Origin of the sequence: Microbacterium sp. K27 (assembly GCF_004794435.1) — a bacterium.
Lineage (GTDB): Bacteria > Actinomycetota > Actinomycetes > Actinomycetales > Microbacteriaceae > Microbacterium > Microbacterium maritypicum_A.
In genome coordinates this window covers 1-23374 of the sequence record NZ_SSDK01000031.1, presented here as the reverse complement: position 1 = coordinate 23374, position 23374 = coordinate 1, and the positions used below count along the sequence as shown (strand labels likewise).

21 protein-coding genes are annotated in these 23374 nt (G+C 68.6%); 11 read left to right on the top strand and 10 right to left on the bottom strand.

Annotated features, from left to right (window positions below; translation table 11 throughout):
* Positions 1-10: 10 nt before the first annotated feature.
* Positions 11-1654, bottom strand: coding sequence for a phosphoglucomutase (alpha-D-glucose-1,6-bisphosphate-dependent) (gene pgm, locus DW307_RS03675; protein WP_136023974.1), 1644 nt, complete (start codon positions 1652-1654; stop codon positions 11-13).
* 79 nt (positions 1655-1733) lie between these two features.
* Here pgm and pheA point away from each other — a divergent pair, with 79 nt between their 5' ends.
* Complete coding sequence (pheA, locus tag DW307_RS03670) at positions 1734-2684, top strand: prephenate dehydratase (RefSeq protein WP_136023972.1); 951 nt, start codon at positions 1734-1736, stop codon at positions 2682-2684.
* An 83-nt stretch (positions 2685-2767) separates the two neighbouring features.
* On the opposite strand, the gene DW307_RS03665 is transcribed toward pheA, so the two are convergent.
* Positions 2768-2977, bottom strand: coding sequence for a hypothetical protein (locus DW307_RS03665; protein ID WP_021200014.1), 210 nt, complete (start codon positions 2975-2977; stop codon positions 2768-2770).
* 125 nt (positions 2978-3102) lie between these two features.
* Complete coding sequence (locus tag DW307_RS03660; protein ID WP_136023970.1) at positions 3103-4149, bottom strand: LLM class flavin-dependent oxidoreductase; 1047 nt, start codon at positions 4147-4149, stop codon at positions 3103-3105.
* Between the two features lie 53 nt (positions 4150-4202).
* Between DW307_RS03660 and DW307_RS03655 the strand changes: the two genes are divergently transcribed.
* On the top strand, positions 4203-5933 hold the full coding sequence (locus DW307_RS03655; RefSeq protein WP_021200012.1) for a cation:proton antiporter: 1731 nt from the start codon (positions 4203-4205) through the stop codon (positions 5931-5933).
* An 81-nt stretch (positions 5934-6014) separates the two neighbouring features.
* Here the strand turns inward: DW307_RS03655 and DW307_RS03650 are convergent, their stop codons facing one another.
* The 5 genes from DW307_RS03650 to DW307_RS03630 all read right to left on the bottom strand — a co-directional run bounded on the left by DW307_RS03650 (position 6015) and on the right by DW307_RS03630 (position 9924).
* Entirely contained in the window at positions 6015-7439 is a 1425-nt protein-coding gene (locus DW307_RS03650; RefSeq protein ID WP_205810354.1) for a dicarboxylate/amino acid:cation symporter, read from the bottom strand.
* A gap of 214 nt (positions 7440-7653) precedes the next feature.
* On the bottom strand, positions 7654-7890 hold the full coding sequence (locus tag DW307_RS03645) for a helix-turn-helix domain-containing protein (protein WP_021201318.1): 237 nt from the start codon (positions 7888-7890) through the stop codon (positions 7654-7656).
* Positions 7887-8660: a hypothetical protein gene (locus DW307_RS03640; RefSeq protein ID WP_029259877.1), complete on the bottom strand. Its 774-nt coding sequence runs from the start codon at positions 8658-8660 to the stop codon at positions 7887-7889. Before DW307_RS03640 ends, DW307_RS03645 begins: the two co-directional genes overlap by 4 nt.
* Positions 8660-9295, bottom strand: coding sequence for a hypothetical protein (locus tag DW307_RS03635; protein ID WP_136023968.1), 636 nt, complete (start codon positions 9293-9295; stop codon positions 8660-8662). The genes DW307_RS03640 and DW307_RS03635 overlap by 1 nt, the downstream gene beginning before the upstream one ends.
* Positions 9295-9924, bottom strand: coding sequence for a hypothetical protein (locus DW307_RS03630; protein ID WP_021201315.1), 630 nt, complete (start codon positions 9922-9924; stop codon positions 9295-9297). Before DW307_RS03630 ends, DW307_RS03635 begins: the two co-directional genes overlap by 1 nt.
* 205 nt (positions 9925-10129) lie before the next feature.
* Here DW307_RS03630 and DW307_RS03625 point away from each other — a divergent pair, with 205 nt between their 5' ends.
* The 4 genes from DW307_RS03625 to DW307_RS03610 all read left to right on the top strand — a co-directional run bounded on the left by DW307_RS03625 (position 10130) and on the right by DW307_RS03610 (position 14746).
* Positions 10130-12664, top strand: coding sequence for an ATP-dependent Clp protease ATP-binding subunit (locus DW307_RS03625; protein ID WP_021201314.1), 2535 nt, complete (start codon positions 10130-10132; stop codon positions 12662-12664).
* A 99-nt stretch (positions 12665-12763) separates the two neighbouring features.
* Complete coding sequence (locus DW307_RS03620) at positions 12764-13264, top strand: amino-acid N-acetyltransferase (protein WP_021201313.1); 501 nt, start codon at positions 12764-12766, stop codon at positions 13262-13264.
* A 68-nt stretch (positions 13265-13332) separates the two neighbouring features.
* Complete coding sequence (locus tag DW307_RS03615) at positions 13333-13983, top strand: hypothetical protein (protein ID WP_021201312.1); 651 nt, start codon at positions 13333-13335, stop codon at positions 13981-13983.
* A 352-nt stretch (positions 13984-14335) separates the two neighbouring features.
* Positions 14336-14746 (top strand): hypothetical protein, encoded by a 411-nt coding sequence (locus DW307_RS03610; protein ID WP_021201311.1) that lies wholly within the window; start codon positions 14336-14338, stop codon positions 14744-14746.
* Positions 14747-14774: 28 nt separating this feature from the next.
* Here DW307_RS03610 and radA read toward each other — a convergent pair whose 3' ends face one another.
* The gene (gene radA / locus DW307_RS03605) at positions 14775-16142 is read right to left on the bottom strand and encodes a DNA repair protein RadA (protein WP_021201310.1); all 1368 of its coding nucleotides are present in this window, start codon (positions 16140-16142) and stop codon (positions 14775-14777) included.
* A 100-nt stretch (positions 16143-16242) separates the two neighbouring features.
* Here radA and DW307_RS03600 point away from each other — a divergent pair, with 100 nt between their 5' ends.
* From DW307_RS03600 to cydC, 5 genes are read left to right on the top strand one after another with little or no spacing between them, the layout of a single operon-like run.
* Positions 16243-16956, top strand: coding sequence for a helix-turn-helix transcriptional regulator (locus DW307_RS03600; protein ID WP_029267682.1), 714 nt, complete (start codon positions 16243-16245; stop codon positions 16954-16956).
* On the top strand, positions 16943-18358 hold the full coding sequence (locus DW307_RS03595) for a cytochrome ubiquinol oxidase subunit I (RefSeq protein ID WP_029267680.1): 1416 nt from the start codon (positions 16943-16945) through the stop codon (positions 18356-18358). Before DW307_RS03600 ends, DW307_RS03595 begins: the two co-directional genes overlap by 14 nt.
* Positions 18359-18372: 14 nt before the next feature.
* Positions 18373-19401, top strand: a complete 1029-nt coding sequence (gene cydB / locus DW307_RS03590; RefSeq protein ID WP_029267678.1) for a cytochrome d ubiquinol oxidase subunit II — start codon at positions 18373-18375, stop codon at positions 19399-19401.
* On the top strand, positions 19398-21056 hold the full coding sequence (cydD, locus tag DW307_RS03585; protein ID WP_029267676.1) for a thiol reductant ABC exporter subunit CydD: 1659 nt from the start codon (positions 19398-19400) through the stop codon (positions 21054-21056). The genes cydB and cydD overlap by 4 nt, the downstream gene beginning before the upstream one ends.
* Complete coding sequence (cydC, locus tag DW307_RS03580) at positions 21053-22741, top strand: thiol reductant ABC exporter subunit CydC (protein ID WP_051668135.1); 1689 nt, start codon at positions 21053-21055, stop codon at positions 22739-22741. Before cydD ends, cydC begins: the two co-directional genes overlap by 4 nt.
* 45 nt (positions 22742-22786) lie before the next feature.
* On the opposite strand, the gene DW307_RS03575 is transcribed toward cydC, so the two are convergent.
* Positions 22787-23374, bottom strand: a 588-nt coding sequence (locus tag DW307_RS03575; RefSeq protein WP_136023966.1) for a hypothetical protein, incomplete at its 5' end; no start/stop codon positions are given.

The window sequence follows — 23374 nt, the reverse complement described above, 5'->3', positions numbered from 1 at the left end:
CGGAGCCCGCTCAGCCTTCGAGGGCGGCGGAGACCACGGCGCGCGCCTCGGCCTGCACCTCGGCGAGGTGCTCCGGGCCGCGCAGGCTCTCGGCGTAGAGCTTGTAGACGTCTTCGGTGCCCGACGGGCGGGCAGCGAACCACGCGTGCTCGGTCTGCACCTTCAGGCCGCCGATCGCCGCGCCGTTGCCGGGCGCATGCGAGAGCTTCGCGGTGATGTCCTCGCCCGCGAGCGTGGTCGCCGTGACGGCCTCGGGGGCGAGCTTGCCGAGCGTGGCCTTCTGCTCGGGCGTCGCCGGGGCGTCCACCCGCTGGTACGCGGAGGCACCGAAGGCGGTCTCCAGCTCGCGGTACCGCTCCGACGGGGTCTTGCCGGTGACGGCGATGATCTCGGCGGCCAGCAGACACAGCAGGATGCCGTCCTTGTCGGTGGACCAGACCGAGCCGTCCTTGCGGAGGAACGAGGCCCCGGCCGACTCCTCGCCGCCGAAGGCGACCGAGCCGTCGAGGAGTCCCGGCACGAACCACTTGAACCCGACCGGAACCTCCAGCAGACGCCGTCCGAGCGACTCGGCGACCCGGTCGATGATCATCGACGAGACCAGGGTCTTGCCGATCGCGGCGTCGCGCGGCCAGCCGTCGCGGTGCGAGAACAGATAGTCGATGGCGACCGCGAGATAGTGGTTCGGGTTCATCAGTCCGGCGTCGGGGGTCACGATGCCGTGCCTGTCGGCGTCGGCGTCGTTCCCGGTGAGCACGTCGTACGACCCCTTCTTCGCGACCAGGGAGGCCATTGCCGACGGTGAGGACGGATCCATCCGGATCTTCTCGTCCCAGTCCAGCGTCATGAAGCGCCACGTCGGATCGACCTCGGGGTTCACGACGGTCAGGTCGAGGTCATGCATCTCGGCGATGAGTGCCCAGTACTCGACGGAGGCTCCGCCGAGCGGGTCGGCACCGATGCTCACCCCGGCGCTGCGGATGGCGTCGATGTCGATGATCGACGGCAGGTCGCGCACGTAGGCGTCTCGGAAGTCGTAGCCGGTGAGGGCATCCCAGTCGATGTCGGCGAAGCGCTCGAGCTTCACGCCGTCGAGTCCGGCGGCGATGAGGGCGTTCGCGCGGTCGGCGATCCAGCCCGTGGCGTCGGTGTCGGCAGGGCCGCCGTGCGGCGGGTTGTACTTGAAGCCACCGTCGCGCGGAGGGTTGTGCGAGGGGGTGACGACGATGCCGTCCGCGCGGCTGGGGTCGTCGGCCGCCTTGCCGCGGTTGTAGGTGAGGATGGCGTGACTGAGCGCCGGAGTGGGCACCCACGAGTCGCGGGAGTCGACCCGCACGTCGATGCCGTTCGCCAGCAGCACCTCGATCGCGCTGCGCTCGGCGGGCAGCGACAACGCGTGCGTGTCGCGGCCGAGGAAGAGCGGGCCGGTGATGCCCTGCGCGTCGCGGTAGTCCACGATCGCCTGCGTCGTGGCGAGGATGTGGTTCTCGTTGAAGCTGTTCGACAGCGAGGAACCGCGATGACCGCTGGTGCCGAACACGACGCGTTCCGCGGGAACCTCGGGGTTCGGCGTGCGGTCGTAGTAGGCGGCGATCAGTTCGTCGACATCGATCAGGTCACTTTCCTCCGCGGGGAGGCCGGCACGGCTGGTCATCCTCTCAGTCTGCCCCCTGTTCGGCGGGACCGCATCCGAGAAGTCGCCCGGACGAGCCGTCGGCCCGCCGAGGGCTAAGGTGAAACCCGTGACTGAACGCCGTACCTACAGCTATCTCGGCCCTGCCGGAACCTTCACGGAGGCGGCGCTCGATCAGGTGGCCGAGGCCCGCGGCCAGAACTGGCGACCCGTGCACAACGTGGGCGAGGCTCTGGCCGACGTGCTCGAGGGTCGGAGCGACGCCGCGATGATCGCGATCGAGAACTCGATCGAGGGCGGGGTGTCCACCACGCAGGATGCTCTGGCCACGCTTCCGGGGCTGCGCATCATCGGCGAATATCTCGTGCGGGTGAACTTCGTGCTGGTCGCTCCGCGGGGGACGACACTCGACCAGGTCGAGGTGATCGCGGCGCATCCGGTCGCCTACGCCCAGTGTCATGGGTGGCTCGGCGCGCACCTGCCGTCACACTCGCACGTTCCCGCGTCGAGCAACGTCGCCTCCGCGATCGGCGTCCTCGACGGCACGCTGCCCGCGCAGGCGGCCATCGCGGCACCCGGCATCGTCAACCACTACGACGTCGAGGTGCTGGCAGACGGCATCGGCGACAACGCGCAGGCCGTGACCCGCTTCGTGCTGGTCACCCGCACGACCCGTTCGCCCGAGCCGACCGGTGCCGACAAGACCTCGCTGATCGTGGAGCTCCCGCACGACCACCCCGGTTCGCTCCTGGAGATGCTCGAGCAGTTCTCGACCCGCGGCATCAACCTGTCGCTCATCGAGTCGCGGCCGATCGGCGACGAACTCGGGCGCTACCGATTCGTGATCGACGCCGACGGACACGTCGAGCACGAGCGCATGGCCGACGCGCTGTTGGGCATCCGTCGATTCAGCCCTCGTGTGGTCTTCCTCGGGTCGTATCCGCGGGCGGACCGGCAGATCGTGCAGTACCCCGACCGCTACTCCGATGACGTGTTCGTCGAGGCGCGCGACTGGCTGCGCGGCATCCTCTCCGGCGAGCCGGAAGCCTGACGTCACCCGCCCGCTGCGCGCCATCCCCGTACGCGACCCGGGCGGATGCCGTGATTCAGTGCGGGTGGCTCAGTGTGGGTGGTTCAGTGCTCCTGGAAGCGCGGCCAGTCGCTGCCCGGAGCCATATGGGAGTGCAGAGCACCCTTCGCGGAGGCCAGGCTCGGGTAGGTTCCGGTCGTCGCATCCGATCCGACCATCGTGACCGTGTAGCCGTCCTCGTCGTGGCGGATGCTGCCGACGACACCGTTGCGTCCGTAGGCGACCCAGAGGGCGAGAGTCTTGGTCGTGCTCATCGTCGAACTCCTTCTGCTGCTGCCGACAGTGCGTTCGCCGAGGGGGCCGCGCCCCTGTCGACGGCACTGTTCGTGACGCTACGCCTGTGCCGCCGGGAAAGCCAGGGGTTGACAGGCGCGCGACGTCAACTGCGAAGTGCGGCGGAGATCAGTTCCAGTGTCTGTGCGCGACCGGTCGGTGCATCGTTCGCCTCGGCGTCGTAGGCGCCGGCGACGGGGGAGAGCATGACCTCGTCGACGCCGTAGCGCTCGGCGAAGGAACGCAGCTCGGCGGCGACGCTCTCGCCGGTGCCGACGAACCAGCGCGAACGGGCGGCCCGCACGACCTCGTCGGTGGCGGCATCCGTCACGGCCGCCGCCGCCTGCTCGACGGTCTCGAGAGCGGCGAGGGGCTGGTTCAGACGCAGGCGTGCCATCATCCGCAGCTGCGGGAGCGCACGGGCCTCCGCCTCCTCCTGCGTGGGCGCGGCGACCGCGTTCACGGTGAGGAACGTGCGCGGCTCCGGGTGCTCCTCACTCGGACGGTAGCCGGTGCGGTACAGGTCGAGCGCGCGCTCGAGGCCCTGCCCCGAGAAGTGGTTCGCGAAGACATAGGGCAGCCCGTGCGAGGCGGCGAGCTGCGCGGAATAGTCGCTCGACCCGAGCAGCCACACCTCGGGGGTGCCGGTCGCGGCCGGCGTCGCACGCACCGTGTATTCCCCGCCGGAGGTGAAACGCAGCGCAGCCCCGTCTGCCGACAGCAGGGCCGCGATGTCCTGCACGTGGCGGGGGAACTGCTCGACGTCGCTGGTGGTCCCCGAGCCGCGCAACAGCTGCGTGATCACCGGGTCGCTTCCCGGTGCCCGGCCGAGGCCCAGGTCGATGCGTCCCGGCGCGATCGCCTCGAGGGCCGCGAACTGCTCGGCGACGATGAGCGGTGCGTGGTTGGGCAGCATCACTCCGCCAGAGCCCAGCCGCACACGCGAGGTGCGGGTGGCCGCAGCGGCGATCAGCACCGGGGGAGTGGTCGACGCCACCGACGGCATGTTGTGGTGCTCGGCGAACCAGTAGCGGCGATAGCCGAGACGGTCGGCGGTCTCCGCGAGCGCGAGGGAGGCGGCGATGGCCTCCGCGCTGGTCTGGCCGGTGCGCACCGGAACGAGGTCGAGGACGGAGAGAGCTGTATCGGACATCCTCAACCACAACGCGCACCTGAGCGCCTCCATTCCCCCGATACCGTGGGGGCATGGAAGCAGGCATCTTCTACGTCCTCGTCGGGTCCGTCGCGATCGCCGCGTTCGCACGCTGGCGAGGCTGGCCGGCCCCGCTGCTGGTGACGATCGTGGCGCTCGCCGCATCCTTCCTGCCCTTCGTGCCCGACCTCGACATCGATGGGCATGTGCTCCTGAGCCTCGTGCTGCCGCCGCTGCTGTACTCGGCCGCGCTCGATGTGTCGTTCGTCGGATTCAAGCGCAGCCTGCCGCAGATCCGCCGGCTCGGGATCTGGCTGGTGCTTCTCACCGCCGTGGCCGTCGGCTTCGTCGCATGGTGGATCCTGCCGTCCCTCACCCTCCCCGGCGCGCTGCTCCTGGGCGCGATCGTGGCTCCGCCGGACGCGGTGTCCGCTGCGGCGATCGGCCGTCGGCTCGGGCTGCCGCGACGCATCATGACCGTGCTCTCGGGCGAGAGCCTCATCAACGATGCGACCTCGCTCACGCTGTACCGCGTCTTCGCCGCGATCCTCGCGGGCGCCACCGTCTCGATCTGGGGCGGCATCTGGCAGTTCCTGGTGGCGGTCGGAGTGGGTGTGGCCGTCGGTCTGGTGTTCGGGATCGTCCTGCACCAGCTGCGCATGCGCATCAGCGATCCCGTGGTGATCGGCACGTTCGGACTCCTCGCGCCGTTCGGGGCTTATGCGATCGCCGAGCATCTGCTCGGATCGGGCGTCCTGGCGGTCGTCGCGATGGGGCTGTACGTCGGCTACAACTCGCCGCGCACCGACTACACCACCCGCCAGCAGGAGAAGCCGCTGTGGCTTTCGGCCGACCTGCTGCTGGAGAGCTTCGTGTTCGCCTACATCGGGCTGCAGTTCCCCCGTGTGCTCAGCGACCTGGGCAGCGAGTCGGTCGGGCAGATCCTGCTGCTCTCCGGGGCGGTGCTGCTCGTGGTCGTCATCGTGCGGCCGCTCTACATCTATCCGACCAGTGCGTGGGCGAACTTCCAGGACCGCCGCAAGCTCGAGCGCTGGGATCGTGGTGTCGAGTCCGGCGAGTTCGAGAAACGGCATCAGAAGTCGCGGCGCTGGGGCAACTACACCGCCGACGAGCTGCGCAGTCAGATCGTGCGCGACCGGATGGCCGGACTCACGCTCACGTGGAAGGACAGTGCCGTCATCTCGTGGGCGGGCATGCGCGGCGTCGTGACGCTGGCGATCGCGGTGGCCGCCGCCGACCTCGCGACCCTCGACGCGCAGGCATCGCACGCCATCGTCGTGGTGGCCTTCATCGTCACCGTCGGAACGCTGTTGATCCAGGGTCTGACCCTGCCTCTTCTCATCCGCAGCCTCGGCATCGCCAGCGATGTGGACGAGGAGGAGGATGAGGCGGCGCTCGCCGAAGTGCGCGCGAAGAGCCGTGAGGCCGGCAAGAAGTTCCTCGCCGAGAAGCGGGTCGAGTGGGAGGCGAAGTACGGCGAGGTCGACCTCCGGGTGTTCGATGCCTTCACCAAGCGGATGACACGGGTCGAGAAGGACACCGACGAGGCGCAGAAGGTGGAGGATGCCGCGAGCCGACCCTCCTACGAAGACCTCGTCGCCCTGTCGAAGGGGTGGCTGCAGGTGCGTCGCGATATCCTCCTCGCGGAACGCGACGCGGGCAACCTCGATGAGGAGGTCATGCGCGAGCTGATCGCGGCGATGGACGCCGAGGAACTCGCTCTCGACACCCGCGGCGCCACGCGCCAGGAGGGCCGCGCCTGACCCCCTGACCGCTTCGATGCTCGAACGGCAGAGCGCCTCGCCCCACGAGGGGACGAGGCGCTCTGCCGTTCCGCGGCGAGGTCAGCGGGCGCTGACCGGTTCCTTGTCGGCGGAGGCATCCGCTTCGGGAGCGTCGTCGTCTCCGGAGTCGTCGGCGAAGGGCAGGCCCTCACGCGGCGCGTTGTAGAGCTCCTCGTTCAGGATGCCCTCGCGCTTGGCGACGATCGTCGGGATCAGCGCCTGGCCGGCGACGTTGACCGCGGTGCGGCCCATGTCGAGGATCGGGTCGATCGCGAGCAGCAGTCCCACGCCTTCGAGCGGGAGGCCCAGGGTCGACAGCGTCAGCGTGAGCATCACCACAGCACCCGTGGTGCCGGCGGTGGCGGCCGAGCCGACGACCGACACGATGACGATCAGCAGGTACTGCACGAAGTTCAGCTCGATGCCGAAGAACTGCGCGACGAAGATCGCGGCGATGGCCGGGTAGATCGCGGCGCAGCCGTCCATCTTGGTCGTCGCGCCCAGCGGCACGGCGAACGAGGCGTACGAGCGGGGCACACCGAGGTTGCGCTCGGTCACGCGCTCGGTGAGCGGCAGGGTGCCGATCGAGGAGCGGCTGACGAAGGCCAGCTGCACGGCGGGCCAGACGCCCGAGAAGTACTGCTTGATCGAGAGGCCGTGCGTGCGCACGAGGATCGGGTAGACCACGAACAGCACGAGGGCCAGACCGATGTAGACGGCGCCGGCGAACCAGCCGAGGGAGGCGAGCTTCTCCCAGCCGTACTTGATGACCGCCGAGCCGATGAGCCCGAACGTGCCGAGCGGGGCGATGCGGATGATCCACCACAGCACGCGCTGGATGACCTTCAGCAGCGACTCGGTGAAGACGAGGAACGGTTCCGCCTTCTTGCCGGCCTTGAGTGCGGCGATGCCGACGACGGCCGCGACCACGATGACCTGCAGGATGTTGAAGCCGACGCTCGACGAGAACGTGCCCTCAGCCGCTCCGGGGTTGGTGCTCACGGTGAGGCCGAGGAAGTTCTGCGGGATGAGCCCGAGCAGGAAGTTCCACCAGGTGCCCACGGTGTACGGGTCACCCGGCTCGAGGCCCTCGCCGGCGCGGTTGCCGGGCTGGATCACGAGGCCGAGGACGATGCCGATGATCACGGCGATGAACGCGGTGATCGCGAACCACAGGATCGTCTGGCCCGCCAGGCGTGCGGCGTTCTGCACGCGGCGCAGGTTCGAGATGCTGGCGACGATCGCTGTGAAGATCAGGGGGACGACGGCGGCGCGCAGCAGCGTCACATACGAGTTGCCGATGGTGTCGAGTGTCGCGGACAGCCCGGTCGGGTTCTCGGCGGTCGCGCCGAGCTGGCGGCCGATCAGACCGGCGGCGATGCCGAGGACGAGAGCGGCGAGGATCTGGAAGCCGAACGAGGTCAGCAGCTTCCGGACCGGTCCGCGGGTATCAGGCGCCTTCTGGGCGCGTGCGGTGGTGCTCATGAGGGTGGGGACTCCAGAATCGCGGCGCACCGTGTGCGCGCCATGAGGCCCAACGCTATGACTCCCTGAGAATTCCCTGGGTGGATATGACGAAGGATGACGTTGTGAGCCGGAATCCGTTCGGTGCGGCGGGAAGGCCCGGTTCCGGTCGCACTTCCTGCCGCCTGAACGCGCCACGGGCGGCAGGAACTGCGACCGGGGCGAGCGTTCCCCGTCAGCGCGGGGCGAGCACCAGCAGCTCGCCGACCTCGCAGTCGAGGGCCTCGCAGATCGCGCGCAGCGTGGAGTAGCGGATGGCACGGGCGCGGTCGTTCTTCAGCACCGACAGGTTCACGATGCTCACCCCGACCGCGGCGCTCAGCTCGGTGAGCGTCATGCCGCGTTCGGCGAGCAGCTCGTCGAGTCGGCAGTGGATGCCGGTGAACTCGTCATCGCTCTCCGCCGGGCTCACACCAGTCCCTCCGTGTCCTTCTCGAGAACCGCCTTCTCCTGCTGCAATTGCGCCCTTTCCTGCTCGAGACGTGTGCCCTGACGGAACACGGCGGCGAGAGCGAGCAGCCCGAGCGCGCCGACGAAGGGGAGCGGCGTGACGGTCAGTTGGTAGAACGATGGGTACCACTCGCTGTCCGGTGAGAAGACCTCGCGAAGGCCGGCTGTGGCTGCGATACCGCTCAGGAGGTCGGCCGCCACGCCGAACACGAGCACGGCGATCGCGCCGCCGGTGAGGCCGCGCGTCACGGAGCGCGAGAACGCGCGGCCCCGCAACGTCTGGAAGCAGATGACCGCCACGATGACCGCGGGCATGGTGGCCAGAGCAAGGCTGCTCAGTTGTGCGGATGCCGCGAGCAACCGGAGCCCCAGCGACGCCTGGCCGACAGTGAACTCGGAGAGCTGCTCGCTGCCACAGGTCAGCATCGTCGTTGCGCTGTCACCGAACTCCGAGCACGCCAGACCGGCCGGCCAATCCAGATACACGTGGGTCTGACCGTCGAACTCCGCCCAGGGGACGGTGAACGCCTTGAAGATGTAGATCACAGCGCCCACCGCCGACATCAGGATCCACCACCCGGAGAGCGTGAGTGCCGCGTCGAGCGCGATCGTGCGGCTGCCCCTCCGGCGCCCTCTCCACACGACGACACCGAGGATGACCGCGATCACCGCGAGCGCGATCCCGATGTTGAGCAGGGACGGCCACACCTCGTCCGAACCGAAGCTGAGCATCAGACGAGTCCTTCCGTTTCCTTCTCGAGCGCGAGCTTCTCGTTCTGTAACCGGATGCCGCGGCGGAATGCCACTGCGATCAGGCCCACCGTCACGCCGGTGGCGAAGATCGGCGCGACGCTCCAGAACTCGATCGGATGCACCGGTTCCCCGTCGCCGATGCCGAGAGCGGAGGTGACGCCGTTGCGGCCCATCGTCTCCAACATCACGATCAGGGTCGGAGCGCCGACGAGCGTCCAACCGATCACGTCGAAGGCTCGCGCGTTCGGACGGACGAAGAAGCGTCCGCGGAGGAAGTTCCAGGCGACCAGCGTCACCGCCGCGATGACCGCGACAGCCGCGAGAGCCCACAGCGCGATGGCGGCGATGATCGCGACGACCGACACGGTGTTCACCTCGCTCGCGATGATCAGCGCCTCGTCGGCGAAACCCTCGATCGAGATCGCCCCGGAGTCGGTCGTCGCCGAGATCGGCTGCTGGTCGATCGGGACCGTCCAAGCGATCCCGGTCTCGCGGAAGGTGCTGCCGACGCGCAGAACGGTGGCGAGCCCGACCGTGACCAGCGCCACGGCGGCGTACAGGATCACGGTGATCGCATCCGCCTTCTCGGAGCGCGTGTTGGTGGTGCTGGTCATCAGACGAGGCCTTCCGTGTCGCGCTGCAGACGCTGACCGATCTCGAAGGCGCCGGCGACCACCGCGAGCGCGAATGCCCAACCGAGTGGAGCGAGGTCGATCGACATCTCGAATGTGGGGACTCCCGCGGATGCGAGGTCCAGCTCGTAGGCGATCTCGCTGAACGCGTTGGCGCGCACGGCCTGGCTCAGCAGACCACCCGCCATGACGGTGATGGCTGCGACGCCGATCCCCCAGGTGGCCGCCGTGCCGAAGGGGCGGCCGATGAAGAGACGGACGCACAGCCACGCGACCGCGATGCACAGCACGATCGGTCCCAGGACCGCCAGTCCGTCGGCGATCGCGAGCAGCAGGCGGGGAGACAGGCTCAGGCCCACGGTCGTGAGCGTGACGGTGTCGTACTGCGCTTCGGAGATGTTGGAGGATGCCGCGAGCACCGCGGGTGCGTCGACCGACCGCAGCCGCATCGATGGAATCGTGATCGCCGGGCTCGTCACGAGGACGGCGGAGCGGATGCTGACGCCGACCAGATCGACCACGGCTATGGCCCCCGCTACTCCGGCGATGACGCCAAGGACGGTCTTCTCCACCAGGCTCGCAGCTCTGGTCGCCGTCGGTGCCTCGGTCATTTCGTCCCCCTCCTGCACGGTCCGCTGCGGACTCGTTGTTATCGACAGTCGTTAACATAACGACTGTCGATAACTCGGTCAACCCCCGGTATGCCCACGGCGAACACGGGCATACGTGCCCCGCACGGTGGTTACTCTCGATGTACAGGCGCAGAGAACGCCACAGGTGTCAGCGCTTCGCCCCGTGCGAATAAGGAGTCACAGCATGTTCGAGAGATTCACGGACCGAGCCCGTCGAGTGGTCGTCCTCGCCCAAGAAGAGGCGAAGATGCTCAACCACAACTACATCGGGACCGAGCACATCCTGCTCGGCCTCATCCACGAGGGTGAAGGCGTCGCCGCCAAGGCCCTCGAGAGCCTCGGCATCTCCCTCGACGCCGTGCGCGAGCAGGTGCAGGACATCATCGGCCAGGGCCAGCAGCAGCCGACCGGGCACATCCCGTTCACCCCGCGCGCCAAGAAGGTGCTCGAGCTCAGCCTCCGCGAGGCCCTGCAGCTCGGCCACAACTACATCGGCACCGAGCACATCCTGCTCGGCCTCATCCGCGAGGGTGAGGGCGTCGCCGCCCAGGTGCTCGTCAAGCTCGGCGCCGACCTCAACAAGGTTCGCCAGCAGGTCATCCAGCTGCTCTCCGGAGCTCCCGGTCGCGAGCCGGCTTCCGTCGGTGCGCAGACCAACGACTCGCCGGCCGGCACCCAGGGCGGATCCGCCGTGCTCGACCAGTTCGGCCGCAACCTCACCCAGGCCGCGCGCGACAACAAGCTCGACCCGGTGATCGGGCGCGAGAAGGAGGCGGAGCGGGTCATGCAGATCCTCTCCCGCCGTTCCAAGAACAACCCCGTCCTGATCGGTGAGCCCGGTGTCGGCAAGACCGCCGTCGTCGAGGGGCTGGCGCAGGCGATCGTCAAGGGCGATGTGCCCGAGACGCTGAAGGACAAGCAGCTCTACTCGCTCGACCTCGGCTCGCTCATCGCCGGTTCCCGCTACCGCGGCGACTTCGAGGAGCGCCTGAAGAAGGTCACCAAGGAGATCCGCACGCGCGGCGACATCATCGTCTTCATCGACGAGATCCACACCCTCGTGGGTGCGGGTGCCGCCGAGGGCGCGATCGACGCGGCCAGCATCCTGAAGCCGCTCCTCGCCCGTGGCGAGCTGCAGACGATCGGTGCGACCACGCTCGACGAGTACCGCAAGCACTTCGAGAAGGATGCCGCGCTCGAGCGCCGCTTCCAGCCGGTGCAGGTCAACGAACCGACGCTGCCGCACGCGATCAACATCCTCAAGGGACTCCGCGACCGTTACGAGGCGCACCACAAGGTGCAGATCACCGACGGCGCCATCGTGGCCGCGGCCAACCTCGCCGACCGCTACGTCTCCGACCGGTTCCTCCCGGACAAGGCCATCGACCTGATCGACGAGGCCGGCGCACGCCTGCGTCTGTCGATCCTGTCGAGCCCGCCCGAGCTGCGCGAATTCGACGAGAAGATCGCCGCCGTGCGCGAGCAGAAGGAGATCGCCTCCGAGGAGCAGGACTTCGAGAAGGCCGCCGCCCTCCGCGATGAGGAGAAGAGCCTCCTCGCCGAGCGTCTGCGTCTCGAGAAGCAGTGGCGTGCGGGCGACGTCGCGACCTCTGCGGTCGTCGACGAGGGTCTGATCGCCGAGGTGCTCGCACAGGCCACCGGCATCCCGGTCTTCAAGCTCACGGAAGAGGAGTCCAGCCGACTCGTCTTCATGGAGAAGGCCCTGCACCAGCGCGTCATCGGTCAGGAAGAGGCGATCGCCGCCCTCTCCAAGACGATCCGTCGCCAGCGTGCCGGCCTCAAGGACCCGAAGCGTCCCTCGGGCTCGTTCATCTTCGCCGGCCCCACGGGCGTCGGAAAGACCGAACTCGCCAAGGCTCTCGCCGAGTTCCTGTTCGACGACGAGGCTGCGCTGATCTCGCTCGACATGAGCGAGTTCGGTGAGAAGCACACCGTCTCGCGTCTGTTCGGTGCCCCTCCCGGATTCGTCGGATTCGAAGAGGGCGGCCAGCTCACCGAGAAGGTGCGGCGCAAGCCGTTCAGCGTGGTTCTCTTCGACGAGATCGAGAAGGCCCACCCGGACATCTTCAACTCGCTGCTGCAGATCCTCGAAGAGGGTCGACTCACCGACGGTCAGGGTCGGATCGTGGACTTCAAGAACACGGTCATCATCATGACCACCAACCTCGGTGCACGCGACATCGCGGGCGGTCCCGTCGGCTTCCAGATCGAGGGCAACGACTCGACCAGCTACGACCGCATGAAGGGCAAGGTGAACGAAGAGCTCAAGCGGCACTTCAAGCCCGAGTTCCTGAACCGTGTCGACGACATCATCGTGTTCCCGCAGCTCTCGAAGGAGGAGCTGGTGCAGATCGTGGATCTGTTCACCAAGCGCCTCGGCGAGCGTCTGCTGGACCGCGACATGACGATCGAGCTGTCGCAGGCCGCCAAGGAGCGCCTCATCGAGATCGGGTTCGACCCCGCGCTCGGTGCCCGACCGCTGCGTCGCGCGATGCAGCACGAGGTCGAGGACCGTCTCTCGGAGAAGATCCTGCACGGTGAGCTCAACTCCGGTGACCACGTGAAGGTCGACGCGAAGGACGGGCAGTTCCTCTTCGAGCACGGCCCGCGCGACGGCGGCCCCGTCGCGGTCGGCGTCAACACCGGCGGTGGCGCGATCGCCGGCACCCCCGACCTGGCGGTCGCCAGCGGGGAGTGACCTCCGGTCGATTCATGAGAAGGGGCGGATGCTGCGGCATCCGCCCCTTTCCTGTGTCCGGTACAGGTGCCGCCGGGTCTCGGGTTCTAGGCTTGTGGTGTGAGCGAGTACATCGTCCGACCGGCGCGCAGCGCTGACATCGTCGGCATCCGCACCCTGCTGCAGCCGCTCGTCGAGCAGCGCATCCTGCTCGGCAAGGATCTGGCGGTGCTGTACGGCGCCGTGCAGGAGTTCGTCGTGGCAGAGGCCGACGGGGTGCTGATCGGGTGCGGTGCCCTGCACGTGATCTGGGAAGACCTCGGCGAGGTGCGCACCCTGCTCGTGCGCGACGACTGGCTGCACCACGGCGTCGGACGTGCGATCGTCGACCGCCTCGAGGAGAACGCCAGGATGCTCGGCCTGACCCGCCTGTTCTGCCTCACCTTCGAGGTGGAGTTCTTCGGACGACGCGGCTACACGCCGATCGGTGAGCAGGTCGTCGACCCCGACGTGTACTCGCAGCTGTTGCGCAGCGGTGACGCGGGTGTCGAGGAGTTCCTCGATCTCGCGCACGTGAAGCCGAACACCCTCGGCAACACCCGCATGCTCAAGGTGCTCTGACACTCCTTCGCCGGTCCGTGCCGAGGGGCCTCCCCGGGTCGTGGCAGAGGATCGCTTAGCCTGGAGACATGCCTCGTCCCTCCGCCGCCGTGTACCGTCGTCGGCGACTGGTCGTCCTGATCGCGCTCGTGCTGGCCGTCGCCGCCATCGGCATCGGAGCGTGGCTTCTGATCGCGCGACCGTGGGCTGCCGCAGGCACGGCGTCCACCCCGTCTCCGACGCCGTCGACATCTCCCTCGCCCTCCTCCAGCTCCACCGCTGACGGAGAGTCGCCGACCCCCGATCCGTCAGCCGAGCAGACTCCGGCGGTCGCGCCCTGCGAGGCGGCCGACATCGAGGTCGCGGCCGTGACCGACGCCGAGACGTACGCAGCCGGCGTGCTGCCGAAGCTCTCGATCTCGCTCACGAACAAGGGCACGAAGGACTGCACGATCGACGTGGGATCGACGACCCAGTCCTTCACCATCTCCAGCGGCGCCGACGTGTGGTGGCGTTCGACCGACTGCCAGGAGAACCCGAGCAGCATGATCGCCACGCTCACGGCCGGCACGACCGTCACGAGCAAGGACCCGGTCACCTGGGATCGCACGCGTTCGAGCGTCGAGACCTGCGCGCAGGAGAACCGACAGCGGGCACCGGGCGGGGGAGCCTCGTACCACGTCGAGGTCTCGATCGGCGGGTTCACGAGCCCGTCGAGCGCGCAGATCCTGCTCTACTGAGTCGTGCCGGATCGCGCTCCGCTGAGTTCGAAGGGATCCCGGTGAACCTCGTCGGAAATCGTTGCGAATCGGCGGATCTCGCACGAAACGGAGCGACATCGGCGGTCATCCCCCCGCGATGCTGACATCCGTGGGTCTTTGGGATACCATAGAAGCGACTCTCCGCATTAGCGGCACCAAGCCATCCCCAGTGGCGTCGAACTACAGCGTCCCCAGCGCTTCGACACCGCCGCCCGAGAGTCCGAGGGCCCTCTCGAGTACCCCAGTCCCCAATGTGGGACTCGAGAGGGCCCCAATCGTATCCACGGCCGAATCGGTGCTCTGCGCGTTGCGCCGTGAATAAGCTGGACACATGGCAGCGAAGAAGGCGAAGTCCGCGAAGAACAAGCCCGCACCCGAGGACTTCCGGTCGGATGCTCTGGCACAGGCCCTGGAGAAGCAGGACGTCGCCGCGGTCGCTCTCGCTCTCCGTCACGGCACCACCGTCGTGCCGCTGATCAAGCCCGGGGCGCGTGACAACCCGCTCGACAGCGGCGAGGTGTGGACATACCGTGACCCGAAGACCGGTGACCTCGCGCTGCTGCTGTTCAGCGACGCGAAGAACAAGCCGGCCAATCTGCCGCCGGGCGTGGGCATCTACAGCGCGGAGTGGCTGCGGAAGTTCCTCGCGGCGCATCCGATCACCACGGTCTTCCTCGACATCGCAGGGCCCCACCCGATGCAGGCGGACCCCGCCGAACTGCTCAAGGCGCTCGACGCCTGAGACCAGCTTCCCGTCGGCGCGGTACCGGTCAGAACGGCGGGATGTCGCGGTCGGCGCGGCGTGAGGTGTTGCGCGCCCGCACATCGCCGAGCGCGGCGCGGAGCGTCTTCGAGCGATCGTCGACCACCTGCTCGTAGCCGAGACGCGCAGCCTCGGACCGCCGCTGTGCCGCCTGGGTCACCGGACGGATCTCGCCCGCGAGACTGAGCTCGCCCACCGCCGCGACGGTGCGCGGCACCGATATCTGTTGGATGGAACCGGCCACGGCGATGGCGATCGCAAGGTCGGCTGCCGGTTCGGTGAAGCGCACGCCGCCGACCGTCGACACGTACACGTCGAGGCTGCCGGTGGGCACGCCTGCGCGCCGTTCGAGGATCGCCAGCACCATCGCCACCCGTGAGGAGTCGAGGCCGTGCACGATGCGGCGAGGATTCGGTGCGTTGCTGGGAACCGTCAGCGCCTGCACCTCGACAGGGAGCGCACGTCGTCCTTCGAGCGAGATCGCGACGCAGGTACCCGGCTCGGTGGCCCCTTGCGAGAGGAACAGCCCCGAGGGGTCGGGCACCTCGGCGATGCCGTCTCCGGTCATCTCGAAGCAGCCGACCTCGTCGGTGGGGCCGAAGCGGTTCTTGAGCGCGCGGATGAAGCGCAGCGAGGTCTGTCGGTCGCCCTCGAAGTGGCAGACGACGTCGACCAGGTGCTCGAGCACGCGGGGACCGGCGACCTGACCGTCTTTCGTGACGTGGCCGACGATGATGATCGGCAGATCGCGGTCCTTGGCGATGCGGATCAGGGTGGCCGCGACCTCGCGCACCTGGCTCGGCTGCCCGGCGGCACCGTCGATCAGCGACGACGAGACGGTCTGCACCGAGTCGACGATCACCAGCTGGGGCTTGACCTCGTCGATGTGGCCGAGGATCGTCGCCAGATCGGTCTCGCTGGCGAGGTAGAGCTCGTCGTGCAGGGCGCCGGTGCGTTCGGCGCGCAGGCGCACCTGGCCAGGGGACTCCTCGGCGCTCGCGTAGAGCACGCGCCGCCCGCCGCGCGCGGCCTGGGCGGCGACCTCGAGCAGCAGCGTCGACTTGCCGACGCCCGGCTCTCCGCTGAGCAGGATGGCGGCGCCGGGCACGATGCCGCCGCCGAGCACACGGTCGAACTCGCCGACGCCGCTCGAGCGCCGCGGAGCATCCTGCGTCGTGATCTGCGTGATGGGCCGAGCGGCACGGTCGGCCGTCGGGGCGACGGGGCCGACGCGACGGAGGATGCCGGTCTGCGCCGCCTGTTCCTGCACCGTTCCCCACTGCTGACACTCGCCGCAGCGGCCGACCCACTTCGCGGTCGTCCACCCGCATTCCGTGCACACGTACGCGGGAGGAGCGGGTTTCCGGGTGGCCATGCCCCCAGGCTATCGCCGGCATCAGACATCCCTATCGGCCAGGTGTTTATTCACGGCCATACCTCTCGGCAAACTCGCAGCGTCGCGGGATACTGGGTTCATGGCCAACGGCGGGCCCGTGTGCGGGCCGATCTCGAGCTACTCCCGGGTGCAGATCCTGCACTTGCTCTTCGAAGCGGGAAGTTCGCAGACCCGAGGAGAGCTCTCGATCACCGAACTGTGCGACGCCACGGGGCTCCACGCCAACACGGTTCGCGAGCACCTGCAGCGCCTGATCGAGGGCGGCTACGTGATCCCCACGATCGAGCACCGCACCACGAGAGGGCGGCCGCGCACGCTGTACAGCGCCGCCACCGGGGCGCCGGGAGCTTCCAGTCCGGTGGCGCGGGACAAGGCCAAGGCCGCTGCGCGCCGTGGGGACCTGATGCGGAGCATGCTCCCGGATGCCGTGGCGTCCGGACTCGGCCGAGAAGCCACCTATCAGCTCGACGCGCTCGTGGAGCACCTCGAGGAGAGCGGCTTCGAGCCCGTCCTCGACGACCGTCGGCTCACCGTCGACCTCAGCCCGTGCCCGCATGCCGCCGGACGATCGGAAGACCGCCCGATGCTGTGCCGCGTGCACCTCGAACTCATGCAAGGCGTCCTGAACGAGGCAGGCGGACCACTCGAAGCCGAGTGCGTACGCGATGCTGTCCTCCCGTCGGACTGCACCGTGCAGCTGCGCGACACCACCGCGCCGCTGGTCGAGGGAACGCTGCGTCACAGCACGAAGCAGCGGCACCACAGAACAGGAGTCGTGCATGGAATGGCTTGATCCGCTCGCTCTGGCCCGATGGCAATTCGGGCTGACGACCGTCTACCACTATCTCTTCGTGCCGCTCACGATCGGCATGGCGCTGGTCGCGGCGATCTTCCAGACCGCGTGGGTGCGCACCGGCAAGGTGCAGTACCTGCACCTGACCCGCTTCTTCGGCAAGATCTTCCTGATCAACTTCGCCATGGGCGTGGTCACCGGCATCGTGCAGGAGTTCCAGTTCGGCATGAACTGGTCGGACTACTCCCGCTTCGTCGGCGACGTCTTCGGTGCTCCGCTCGCATTCGAGGGACTGCTGGCCTTCTTCTTCGAGGCGACCTTCATCGGGTTGTGGATCTTCGGCTGGGACAAGCTCCCGCAGAAACTGCACCTCGCCACGATCTGGTGCGTCTCGATCGGCAGCATCCTTTCGGCGTACTTCATCATCGCCGCCAACGCCTTCATGCAGAACCCGGTGGGCTACACGTTCAACGAGGCGACCAACCGCGCGGAGCTGACCGACTTCTGGGCGCTGCTGACCAACCCGGTCGCGCTCGCCGCGTTCCCGCACACGATCTTCGGCGCGTTCATGTTCGCCGCCGGTGTCGTCATCTCGGTCTCGGCCTGGCACCTGTCCCGCGGTCAGCACTTCGACACCATGCGCATCTCGCTGAAGTTCGGGCTGTGGGCCATGATCGTCTCCACCGCGGGCGTCGTGCTCACGGGCGACCAGCTCGGCCTCGCGATGTACGCCGCGCAGCCGATGAAGATGGCCGCCGCCGAGGCGACCTTCAACACGGTGTGCGGGCCGGATGCCTCGTTCAGCATCTTCACGCTCGGCACACCGGACGGCAGCTCCGAGCTGTTCTCGATCCGCGTGCCGTATCTGCTCTCGCTGCTGTCGACGCACACGCTCGACGCGTGCGTGCACGGCATCAACGACCTCAACGCCGAGTACGCCCAGACGTACGCCTCCACCGGTCTGACCGACTTCGCCCCGATCCTGTGGATCACGTACTGGGCCTTCCGCTGGATGATCGGCCTGGGCATCGCTGCAGCGCTCGTCGCCGTCGCGGGCCTCTGGGTCACCCGCAAGGGCGCCAAGAAGCCGGTCGCACCGTGGATGTGGAAGGTCGCGATCTGGTCGTTCCCGCTCGCGCTGGCCGCCAACATCATGGGCTGGGTCTTCACCGAGATGGGAAGACAACCCTGGATCGTGTTCGGGCTGATGACCACGCAGGACGGCGTCTCGCCGGGCGTCAGCGGCCTCGAAGTGCTGATATCGCTCATCGCGTTCACGGCGATCTACGCGGCGCTCGCCGTCGTCGAGATCCGCCTCATCATCCGGGCCGCCCAGAAGGGGCCCGACACCGAAGAGAAGCCGCATGACGAGACGGCCCAGCTGCCGTCGGTCGTCTACTGAGAGGGAGGAGCATCATGGATCTCGCAACACTCTGGTTCTTCATCGTCGCCTTCTTCTTCGTGGGCTACTTCGTGCTCGACGGCTTCGACTTCGGTGTCGGCATGTCCCTTCCGTTCCTCGGCAAGAACGACGTCTCGCGCCGACAGGTCATCAACACGATCGGCCCGGTCTGGGATCTCAACGAGACCTGGGTCATCGTGGCCGGCGCTGTGCTGTTCGCGTCGTTCCCCGAGTGGTACGCCACGCTGTTCAGCGGCTTCTACCTGCCGCTGCTGCTGATCCTGCTCGCGCTGATCCTGCGCGGTGTCTCGTTCGAGTACCGACACCAGCGTGACAGCGCGAAGTGGAAGGCCGGCTTCGACCGGATGATCGTCATCGGCTCGGTCGTTCCCGCGCTGCTGTGGGGCGTCGCGTTCGGCAACATCGTGCAGGGCGTGGCCATCGATGAGAACCACATCTACGTCGGCGGGTTCTTCGCCCTGCTGAACCCGTACGCACTGCTGGTCGGCGTCACCACGCTGCTGCTCTTCTTCCTGCACGGCGTGCTGTTCGTGGCGCTCAAGACCGATGGTCAGGTGCACGAGGACGCGCAGAAGCTCGCGAAGAAGGCCGCCATCCCGACGATCCTCGTCGCAGCCGCGACGGTGATCTGGACGGTCGCGATCGCGATGGGCCGTGAGGCTCCGCTGCTCTGGCTGGTCATCGGCGCCGGCGCGCTCGCGGCGGTCAGTCTGATCGCGGCTGTCGGGCTCTCCATGGTCCGTCGCGACGGGTGGGCGTTCTTCTCCGGGATGCTCACGGTGCTGTTCGCCGTGGTCATGCTCTTCTCCGCGCTGTTCCCGTACGTGATGCCGTCGACGATCGACCCGGCGTACAGCCTCACGATCGCCAACGCGTCGAGCACCCCGTACACACTGCAGATCATGAGCTGGACGGCCTTGATCGCGATGCCGCTCGTGCTCGCATACCAGGCGTGGACCTACTGGGTCTTCCGCAAGCGGGTCACCCGGAAGTCGATCGAGGGGGCTCCGGCACACGCGTGAAACCCGTCGATCCGAGACTGCTGAGATACGCGGGTGCCGCGAGGGGTTTCCTCGCGGCATCCGCGTTGATCGGCGTCGTCCAGACCGCGGTCACGATCGCCTTCGCGTGGCTGTTGACCGAAGCGATCACGGGGGCGCTCGCGGGGCGGGACGTCACCTCGTCGCTGCTCTGGCTGCTGCTCACGGCTCTGCTGCGAGGCCTGCTCATCGCGGCCTCTGATGCGGCGGGGACACGGGCCGCCGCCAAGACGGGGATGCAGCTGCGCACGGCGCTCGTGGCTGCGGTCGGGAAACTCGGGCCAGGGTGGCTCGCGCAACGCAACCAGACCGCGCTCGCGGTGACCGCGGGCCACGGACTCGAAGCGCTCGACGCCTACTTCGCGCGTTACATCCCGCAGCTCGTGCTGACCGTGATCGCGACGCCGGTGCTCGTCGCGGTCATGTGGTGGCAGGACTGGCCGAGCGGACTCACCGCGGTGATCACGCTGCCGCTGATCCCGCTGTTCCTCATCCTGATCGGCATGGCGACCCGCACCGTCCAGACGCGGCAGTGGCAGACGCTGCAGCGCCTCGCGGCACGCTTCGCCGACACGGTGCAGGGGCTGTCGACGCTGCGACTGTTCGGGCGCGATCGTCGCGCTGCCGACCGCATCGAGGTCACCGCGGACGAGTACCGCCGCGAGACCATGAAGGTGCTGCGGTTCTCGTTCCTGTCCGGCTTCGCGATGGAGCTGCTGGCCTCGATCGCGGTGGCTCTGATCGCGGTGTCGGTCGGCTTCCGGCTGCTGTCGGGTGATCTGACTCTCGAGGTCGGGCTGTTCGTGCTGCTGCTCGCTCCCGAGGCGTTCCTGCCCATCCGGCAGGTGGGGGTGCAGTTCCACGCTGCCGCCGAAGGGGTTGCGGCGACGGAGGACGTGTTCGAGGTGCTGGATGCGGCAGGTGAGCGCGCACGGCTGCAGGAGCTTTCGACGGATGCCGGAGGAATCGCCGTCGAAGCCCCCGGCATCCGGGAATCGGTCATGCAGGTGGAACCGGCGAAGGGCGGAAACCTCGTGGTCGAGGGTCTGCGGGTGCGCGACCTGCCGCCGGTGTCGTTCGCTGCCGGGCCGGGGACCATCACGGTCCTCGAAGGGCCGAGCGGGTCGGGGAAGTCGTCGCTGCTGGCCGCGCTCCGGGGCGCGGTCGAGTTCGAGGGGACAGCGTCCTACGGCGGCGCGGACGTGAGGGGGATCGCGCCGTCGGTGTGGCTCGCCTGGGCGGGACAGGCACCTGGCCTCACGCGCGGGACCGTGGCGGCGAACGTCACCCTCGGTGATCCTGAGCCGGACGCCGACCGGGTGCGCGATGCGCTCGACGATGCCTGCGCCGAGGGCATCGACCCCGCGCTGGAGCTCGGCGTGCAGGGAGCGGGGCTGTCGGGTGGGCAGGCGCAGCGAGTGGCTGTCGCTCGAGCCCTGTATCGCCAGGCATCGGCGTCCGGACGCGTGCTCGCACTCGATGAGCCGTCGAGTGCACTCGACCCCGAGACCGAGGACCGGCTGTGGCGATCGCTGCGCGAGAAGGCGGATGCCGGTGCGACGATCCTCCTCGTCTCCCACCGTCGGACCGCACGGGAGATCGCGGATCAGATCGTGGAGCTGGGGGTGAACGCATGACTGCACCCCGCACAACCGACACCGTGCATTCCCGCGGTCACCGGGTCGGCGCCATCCTGCGACTCGCGCAACCGCCGCTCGGCCGCTTCGTGCCGGGTCTGATCTGGGGTCTGCTCTCGGCCGCCGCCGCCGTGAGCCTGCTCGCCGTCAGCGGGTGGCTGATCGTGAGCGCATCGATCGTCGACTCGCTGGTGCCGCTGTCGATCGCCGTCGTCGGTGTGCGCTTCTTCGCCGTCTCGCGCGCGGTCACCCGCTATCTGGAGCGCCTGAGCGGACACGATGCCGCGCTGCGTCAACTCGCCTCGACCCGCGCCGACATGGTGCGCCGACTCATCCCGCTGTCGCCAGCGGGACTCGGCGCGACGGATCGCGGACAGGTGCTCGCAGCTCTCGTCGACGACGTCGAGAACCTGCAGAACCTGCCGCTGCGGGTGGTGCAGCCGCTCGGGGTCGCCGCTCTGGTCGCTGTCGGGGCCGTCGGGTTCATCGCGTTCGTATCGCCCGCCGCCGCGCTCACGCTGGCCGTGTGCCTGCTCGTCGCTGCGGCAGCCGCGATCGGTTTGGGGTGGGTGTTCGGTTCACGCGCCGAAGCGCAGGTCTCGGAACGTCGGGCCGAGCTCTCGGCGGCCCTCGTCGACTACTTCGGCAGCCTCGACGTGCTCATCGCCTATAGCGCGGAGGAGCAGGCCCGTGCACGGATCACCGCAGCGGATGCCGCGCTGCGACGCGTTGTCGACCGTGCCTCGCTCGCGCAGGCCGTAGCCGCCGGCGTGGTCTCCGCGGTCGCCGGAGTCGCTTCGGTCTGGGCGCTCGCCGCGGCGGCTCCCGGCCTCTCGGACGGCTCGATCGACGGGCCGTGGCTGGCCGTGGCCGTGCTCGTGCCGATGGTGGTGTTCGAGATCTTCGGCGCGGTGCCGATCGCCGCCGCATCGTGGCGGAGCGTGCGTTCCAGCGCGGAGCGCATCGTCGACGTGCTGCCCGAGCGGATGCCGGACGAGCTGCGCGCCGACGCGGGTGATGACGTCGAGTTCGAAGGCACCCCGGCTGTAAGCCTGCGCGACGCGCGTGCGACCTGGCCTGGCGGGACGCCCGCTCTGAGAGGCGTGGATCTCGACCTCCGACCCGGCGAACGGGTGCTGGTCGCGGGGCCGAGCGGGGCGGGCAAGAGTTCGCTCGCGGCGACCCTGGTCGGCTTCCTGCGCGTGGAGGGCGAGTATCTGGTCGGTGGTCGCGATGCCGCGGAGCTCTCGGGTCCGGCGCTGCGACGCGTGATCGGGCTGTGCGAGCAGAGCCCTCAGCTGTTCGACGAGGACATCCGCCAGAACCTGCTCTTCGCGCGGGACTCCGCCTCGGACGAAGACCTGCAGGCGGTGCTGGAGCGGGTCGGACTCGGTGACTGGGTGCGGGAGCGTGGGGGCCTCGATGCGAGGGTCGGCGACCGCGGTGCGCTGGTGTCCGGTGGCCAGGCGCAGCGGATCGCGCTCGCCAGGGCGCTGCTGCGTGGCTTCCCCGTGCTGGTCCTCGACGAGCCGACGGCGGGGGTCGATCCGGAAGCATCGAATGCCCTGCTGCGTGATCTGCTGCAGGCCGCGGGGGAGCAGTCGGTGCTGCTGATCTCGCACGTGGCGCCTCCCGAGGGGACGGTCGACCGCGTGGTGCGGATTCACGACGGCCGCACGATCTGAGGGGCAGCGAGAAGGAACCTGTGGGGAGACTCGCGGGCCGTCGCCTCAGACGTTCATGTCGACGGGCGGTTCCATCACGATGCCCTGAGCCTCGAACGCGCGACGGCGCTCCTCGATGCGGCGGTGCAGCTCGACCTGCGCATCGTCGACGAACTGCGGGTCGAGGTCGACGGTCTTCGGGTGCGGGTCGCCGTGGTTGGCGGCGATGTAGGCGTCGAGCTCGGGGCCGCTGGTCCATGACGTGATGAGCGCGTACCGCGGGGCGGTGCCGCGGTGCCAGACCGCGTGCCAGAAGCGCTGGGTGTCGACGATGATGCGCGAGCCGGCGCGCAGCGGCAGGCGGATCTCGGTCGCCGGATCGAAACGGTCGGCGCGCAGGATCAGCATCGACTCGGTGTCGTCGGAGAGGTTGAAGAACCCGCGGACGACCCAGCCGGTGCCCTCTTCGTTGAGGCGGTTGTTGTCGTCCTGGTGCAGGTTGTAGATCGCGTCGGCGTACTCGTTCGGCTGCAGCTCGATCACGCGGCAGCGTCCGATGCCGGCGCCCGGTTCCTGTGCCCGGCGTTGCAGCGTCGGGGCGACCGCGACCTGCGAGGCGACCCAGACGCCATCCTTGTCGGTGCGCGGCGGTGA

Coding starts and splice junctions, on each gene's coding strand:
- pgm (WP_136023974.1), bottom strand. CDS start 1,654: ATGACCAGCCGTGCCGGCCTCCCCGCGGAGGAAAGTGACCTGATCGAT.
- DW307_RS03665 (WP_021200014.1), bottom strand. CDS start 2,977: ATGAGCACGACCAAGACTCTCGCCCTCTGGGTCGCCTACGGACGCAAC.
- DW307_RS03660 (WP_136023970.1), bottom strand. CDS start 4,149: ATGTCCGATACAGCTCTCTCCGTCCTCGACCTCGTTCCGGTGCGCACC.
- DW307_RS03655 (WP_021200012.1), top strand. CDS start 4,203: ATGGAAGCAGGCATCTTCTACGTCCTCGTCGGGTCCGTCGCGATCGCC.
- DW307_RS03650 (WP_205810354.1), bottom strand. CDS start 7,439: ATGAGCACCACCGCACGCGCCCAGAAGGCGCCTGATACCCGCGGACCG.
- DW307_RS03640 (WP_029259877.1), bottom strand. CDS start 8,660: ATGCTCAGCTTCGGTTCGGACGAGGTGTGGCCGTCCCTGCTCAACATC.
- DW307_RS03635 (WP_136023968.1), bottom strand. CDS start 9,295: ATGACCAGCACCACCAACACGCGCTCCGAGAAGGCGGATGCGATCACC.
- DW307_RS03630 (WP_021201315.1), bottom strand. CDS start 9,924: ATGACCGAGGCACCGACGGCGACCAGAGCTGCGAGCCTGGTGGAGAAG.
- DW307_RS03625 (WP_021201314.1), top strand. CDS start 10,130: ATGTTCGAGAGATTCACGGACCGAGCCCGTCGAGTGGTCGTCCTCGCC.
- DW307_RS03615 (WP_021201312.1), top strand. CDS start 13,333: ATGCCTCGTCCCTCCGCCGCCGTGTACCGTCGTCGGCGACTGGTCGTC.
- DW307_RS03610 (WP_021201311.1), top strand. CDS start 14,336: ATGGCAGCGAAGAAGGCGAAGTCCGCGAAGAACAAGCCCGCACCCGAG.
- radA (WP_021201310.1), bottom strand. CDS start 16,142: ATGGCCACCCGGAAACCCGCTCCTCCCGCGTACGTGTGCACGGAATGC.
- DW307_RS03600 (WP_029267682.1), top strand. CDS start 16,243: ATGGCCAACGGCGGGCCCGTGTGCGGGCCGATCTCGAGCTACTCCCGG.
- DW307_RS03595 (WP_029267680.1), top strand. CDS start 16,943: ATGGAATGGCTTGATCCGCTCGCTCTGGCCCGATGGCAATTCGGGCTG.
- cydB (WP_029267678.1), top strand. CDS start 18,373: ATGGATCTCGCAACACTCTGGTTCTTCATCGTCGCCTTCTTCTTCGTG.
- cydC (WP_051668135.1), top strand. CDS start 21,053: ATGACTGCACCCCGCACAACCGACACCGTGCATTCCCGCGGTCACCGG.